Source organism: Geoalkalibacter sp. (assembly GCF_030604225.1).
Classification (GTDB): Bacteria; Desulfobacterota; Desulfuromonadia; order Desulfuromonadales; family Geoalkalibacteraceae; genus Geoalkalibacter.
Window position 1 is genome coordinate 1 of record NZ_JAUVWH010000165.1, and the last position, 5,615, is coordinate 5,615.

The 5,615-nt window shown below is 61.1% G+C and carries 6 protein-coding genes; all 6 read right to left on the reverse strand.

The features are described from left to right. Window positions 1–1,031 (reverse strand): lipid-A-disaccharide synthase (gene lpxB, locus QAT43_RS13855; protein ID WP_305043679.1); only part of this gene is annotated, 1,031 nt, incomplete at its 3' end. A 4-nt stretch (window positions 1,032–1,035) separates the two neighbouring features. Then, a complete protein-coding gene (locus QAT43_RS13860; protein WP_305043680.1) occupies window positions 1,036–2,130 on the reverse strand; it encodes a DegT/DnrJ/EryC1/StrS family aminotransferase in 1,095 nt (364 codons plus the stop codon). A gap of 131 nt (window positions 2,131–2,261) precedes the next feature. Continuing rightward, on the reverse strand, window positions 2,262–3,212 hold the full coding sequence (locus QAT43_RS13865; RefSeq protein WP_305043681.1) for a Gfo/Idh/MocA family protein: 951 nt from the start codon (window positions 3,210–3,212) through the stop codon (window positions 2,262–2,264). 16 nt (window positions 3,213–3,228) lie between these two features. Then, entirely contained in the window at window positions 3,229–3,999 is a 771-nt protein-coding gene (gene lpxA, locus QAT43_RS13870; protein ID WP_305043682.1) for an acyl-ACP--UDP-N-acetylglucosamine O-acyltransferase, read from the reverse strand. A gap of 6 nt (window positions 4,000–4,005) precedes the next feature. After that, the gene (gene fabZ / locus QAT43_RS13875; RefSeq protein ID WP_305043683.1) at window positions 4,006–4,449 is read right to left on the reverse strand and encodes a 3-hydroxyacyl-ACP dehydratase FabZ; all 444 of its coding nucleotides are present in this window, start codon (window positions 4,447–4,449) and stop codon (window positions 4,006–4,008) included. A 6-nt stretch (window positions 4,450–4,455) separates the two neighbouring features. Further along, window positions 4,456–5,487: a UDP-3-O-(3-hydroxymyristoyl)glucosamine N-acyltransferase gene (gene lpxD, locus QAT43_RS13880; protein WP_305043684.1), complete on the reverse strand. Its 1,032-nt coding sequence runs from the start codon at window positions 5,485–5,487 to the stop codon at window positions 4,456–4,458. Between the last annotated feature and the right edge of the window lie 128 nt (window positions 5,488–5,615).

The window sequence follows — 5,615 nt, forward strand, 5'->3', positions numbered from 1 at the left end:
AGGACTTCGGCTCCGATCGCCTCGGGGGTTGCATCATTTTGAATAAATTCGCGCACAACGGATTTTCCAGCCACGATATTGACCAAACCGATATGCGGCACTTTGACCAATCGCTTGCCGATGGCGTAAGTGATGGGGTTCATTTGGTAAAGAATAGCCAAAGGGGTTCCCGCCAGGGCGATTTGCAGGGTGACGGTGCCTGACACGCTGACCACGGCATCGCAGGCGCGGGCGGTGTCGTAAATATTGTCCTGCACCATCTTGATTTCCAGCCCCGTGCCAAGCAATCGTTCGTGAAAACTTGTGTGTTTGAGGGAAGGCGCCACGGGCAACAGAAACTGGATCTGCGGGCGCTGCCGCCGCAGCAGGCGCGCGGTATCGGCGATGGTGTCGAAAATGTACTTCAGTTCGCTGCGGCGGCTGCCGGGGAACAACCCGACCACCGGCCGCTGCGGATCGAGTCCATGCCGCGTCAGATAGGCGTCGCGGTCAAGGGTCAACTTCACATCGGCCACCAGGGGGTGACCGACATAGTCCACATCGATATCCAGACCTTCGTACAACTTGGGCTCGAAGGGAAAAATCGCCGCCAACCGATCCACACGCTGGGCAATGGTCTTCACCCTGCCCCGCCGCCAGGCCCACACCTGGGGACTCACATAATACAGCACCGGGACACCGGCCGCCTTAGCCTTGGCGGCCAGCCGCAGGTTGAATTCCGGAAAATCGATCAGAATCAACACATCGGGTTTGCGGGCGCCCTTGAGCAAAGCTTCCAACTGCTTGAACGCCTTATAAATAGCCGGAAAGTGCGCCGCCACTTCCACCAGGCCGACCACGGCCAGATCCTCGCCGCGAAACAAAATGTCGCAGCCCTCCGCCTCCATACGCTTGCCGCCGACACCGAAAAAGGACAGTTCGGGATCGATGGTCCGGGCCGCGCGGATGAGATTGGCGCCGTGCAGATCGCCACTGGCTTCTCCCGTGACAATCAGCGCACGGCGCTGGGTCGCATTGCTGGGTGCGGGCATTTGCTCAAAGTGCTCCGGCAATCACTTGGCAGATACGGCTGATTTGCTCGGACGAAAGTTCGGGATACATGGGCAGGGACAGCACGCGTTCGGCCACCTGCTCGGTCACCGGCAGCGACACCCCGGCCATCAGGTCGCGGTAGACCTCCTGGCGGTGCAGGGGAATGGGATAGTAGATGGCCGAGGCGATGCCCGCGTCGCCCAGGGCCTTCTGCACGCGGTCGCGTCCATCGAGAAGCAGGGTGTACTGATGAAAGACATGCACGCCTTTGCCATCCTCCAGCGGGGTGGCCAAGGGCAGACCCTTGAGTCCTTCGTTGTACAAGTGGGCGTTGCGGCGACGCAGGCGGTTGTATTCGTCGATATGGCGAAGCTTGACGCGCAGGATGGCGGCCTGCATCTCATCGAGGCGACTGTTGTAGCCGATGATCGCATGATGATAGCGCTGCCGGCTGCCGTGGTTGCGCAGCACCAGCAGTTCACGTGCCAAGGCATCGTCATTGGTGGTCACCAGGCCGCCATCGCCGTAGCAGCCGAGATTCTTGCTGGGGAAGAAGGAAAAACAGCCGGCCAGGCCGAAACCGCCGGTCATGCGGCCGCCATAGGCGGCGCCGAAGGACTGGGCGCAGTCTTCGATGAGCAGCAGATCATGCTTGGCGCACAGATCCTTGAGGGGCGCCAGATCCGCGGGCTGGCCGAAGAGGTGCACCGGCAGCAGAGCGCGGGTGCGCGGGGTGATGGCCGCCTCGACCAATGCCGGATCGAGGTTGAAGGTACAGGGATCGATATCGACGAAGACCGGCGTGGCGCCGACATAGGAAATGGCCTCGGCCGTGGCGATGAAGGTAAAGGCCGGGGTGATGACCTCATCACCGGCGCCGAGCCCCGCGGCGCGCAGGGCCAGATGCAGGGCGTCGGTCCCCGAGGCGCAGGCAATGGCATGCTTGACGCCGAGGTAGGCGGCGGCTTCCTGTTCAAAGGCCTGGACATTGGGGCCAAGGATAAAATGGGTGGAATCCAGCACCTGCGCCAGGGCCTGATCGATATCCTGTTTGATGGCTTGATATTGCTGCTTGAGGTCGACCATGGGAATGTTCATATTCGCTGCGTCCTTTTGTCGGTGACAATCGCTTGTTTATCGTTTCGCCAACCAAAAAGCGAAAGGCGGGGTCATCCCCGCCAGGCTTTCGTTCTTTTCTGCCTAGATCCCCCGCTGTTGCGCCGCAATCCTCACCGCAACCCCTGGGGCGCCAGTTTCGCGCTGATCTCCAAGGCCACGGCCAGGGCACGCTTGCCGTCCTCGCCGGAAACCACCGGCGGGAAGCCCTCGCGAATCGAACGCACGAAGGCCTGAATTTCATCACGCAGGGAATCGCCCTGCTCAAAACTACGCTCTTCCAAGGTGACGTTGGGGATCATGGGCAAGGGCAGGCCTTCGCCGCCCTTGCGGAAAATGCCGATCTTGCGCGCCTGGTAGTCGATGGTGATATAGGCATCGGGCTGAAAGATGCGGATCTTGCGCATGGCATCCACGCTGACCCGGCTGGCGGTGACGTTGGCCACGCAGCCGCTTTCGAACTGCAAGCGCGCGTTGGCGATATCCACCTCATCGGAGATGACCGGCACTCCCACCGAATTGACCAGCTTGAGTTCGGATTTGGCCAGGGTCAGGATGATATCGATATCGTGGATCATCAAATCCAGCACGACGTTGACATCCGTGCCGCGGGGCTTGTAGGGCGCCATGCGGTGGGATTCGATGAACATGGGATTTTTCAGCACCCCGGCCAGCGCCACCACCGCCGGATTGAAACGCTCCAGATGCCCCACCTGGAAAACCCGCCCGCGCTCGGCGGCAAGCCGGATGAGATCCTCGGCCTCGGCCACGGTCTGCGTCACCGGCTTTTCCAGCAGAATGTGCACTCCGGCTTCCAGGCAGGCGCGCGCGACCCGATGATGATATTGGGTCGGAACGACGATGGAAACCAGATCGACCTTGTCGAGCAACGGCCGATAATCGGCGAAGGCCTGGGTTCCAACCTCCTGGGCAACCTCCTGGGCACGGGAGAGGTCGCTGTCGACCACACCCACCAGGTCGACACCCTCAAGGGCGGCGTACTTCTGCGCGTGAAACCGCCCAAGATAACCGACGCCGATGACGCCTGCACGCAGATTGCTCATCCCTAATCCCTTCTCGTCAGCGGGCGATGCCGCGCTGGCTGTCGCGTATGAACCCAACGAAGGACGCCACCTCGGGAACCGAACCGACCTCGTCCATGATTTTTTTCAGAGCATCCTCCAAGCGCAAGCCGGAGCGAAACACCAGCCGGTAGGCCAGCTTGATGGCGGAAATGGTTTCGTCGGAAAAACCCCGGCGCTTGAGCCCCACCAGATTCAGACCGACGGTGCGCGCCCGATCGCCCTGCGCGATGGTGAAAGGCGGAATGTCCTGATTGACCATGGCGCCGCCGCTGATCATGACATGGGCACCCACCCGGCTGAACTGATGAATGGCGGAGAGCCCGCCGAGGATGGCATGATCCTGCACCGAGACATGTCCGGCGAGGGTCGAACCATTGGCCATGATCACCTGGTTGCCGACGTGGCAATCATGGGCCACATGGCAATAGGCCATGAACAGGTTGCCGTTGCCGATGACCGTTTCCCCGCCACCGCTCGCCGTCCCCAAGTGCAGGGTAACGAATTCGCGGACGATATTGCGATCGCCGATGCGCAGGGTGGTTTCCTCGCCTCGGTATTTGAGATCCTGAGGGATGGCGCCCACCGAGGCAAACTGAAAAATCTGATTGTCGCAGCCGATGGCGGTACGACCCTCGATCACCGCATGGGGACCGACGGTGGTCCGATCACCGATGACCACATGCTCGCCGACCACGGCATAGGGGCCGATACGCACATCCTTGCCTACCTGAGCGGCGGGATGAATGATGGCTGTCGCGTGAATCATCCGCGTTCAACCCACGTTGCGATCGGCGAAGGTTGCCTTGAGATCGGCTTCCGCCACCAGCGTATCCCCGACGAAGGCACGCCCCTTGAAGCAGTATAGCCCGCGCTTGCAGTTCGCCAGTTCGAGTTCCATGCGCAACACATCGCCCGGACGCACGGGTTTGCGGAATCGCGCATTGTCGATGCCGGCGAAATAGGTCACGCGATCCGTGCCGATCTTGTCGCTCACCATGGCATAGACCCCGCCGACCTGAGCCATGGCCTCGATAATGAGTACGCCGGGCATGATGGGATGCCCGGGGAAATGTCCCTGAAAAAACGGCTCGTTGATGGTGACGTTCTTGGTGCCCACCACCCGCACCCCAGGTTCGAGCAGATCGATGCGGTCGACCAGAAGAAAAGGATAGCGGTGGGGCAGCAGTTTCATGATGTCATGAATATCCATAACCATGACGGATCACTTCTCCTTGAGCAGGGATTCAAGTTCGGCAAGCTGTTTCTTAAGTTGCTGAACGTCGCGCCGAATTTCGGGAAGCTTGGGAAAGGTCATGGAAGCCTTGAGCCAATCCTTGTGCGGCATGGCCGGTGTGCCGGAAAGCACCTGACCGTCGGCGATATCGCCCGCCACTCCTCCGCGAGCGGCGATGGTCACGTCATCGCCGATCTTGGCATGACCGGCGATGCCCGCCTGCCCGCCGAAGGTGCAATGATCACCGATGCGGGTACTGCCGGCAATCCCCACCTGCGCAACGATGATGGTATCCTCCCCGACGACCACGTTATGGGCGATCTGCACCAGGTTGTCGATCTTGGTGCCGCGCCCGATGCGGGTAACGCTCATGGCGGCGCGGTCGATGCAGGTGGCGGCGCCGATTTCCACATCGTCGCCGATCTCCACGATGCCGACCTGCGGGATTTTGACGTACCGCCGCCCGTCCGGGGCATAGCCGAAACCATCCGAACCGATCACCGCATTGGGCTGCACGATCACCCGGTCACCCAGACGGCAGCCTTCGCGGACCACGACATTGCCATGGAGAACACACGCCTCCCCGACCTCGACGCCGTCATAGAGCACCACGCCCGGGTAAAGGATCGTATCGCGTCCGATGCTGACATCGCGCCCGACATAGCAGCCGGGGTGAACGCAGACCCCCTCGCCGAGACACGCCGAAGGATGCACCTGGGCGCCGGCCATGATCTCGCGAGGAACATCGACCGGCGGTTGCAGTCGCTTGAGAATACGCGCGAAAGCAAGATAAGGATTGGCGCAAACCAGCAGGTGATGCCTGTCGTTGTCCACACCGGGCGGAACGATCACGGCACTGGCTCGGCAATCTCCCAGTTTCGTGGCATAGCGCGGATTGGCGAGAAAGGTGATCTCACCGGGACCGGCCTGGTCGATGGGCGCCACCCGGGTGATTTCGCAATCCCCGTCGCCGATCAGTTGGGCTCCGACCAGCTCCGCCAATTCCTTGAGTCTGACCATTCTTCAACCCCTTGCGGCGGTCAAGCCTTAGTTTTTCTTGCCGCGCGCGTTGTAGGCCTCGATGATGCGATCGGTCAGGTCCGTATGATCGGCGGCGTACAGCAGGGAACTTTCGGATTTTTCGAGAA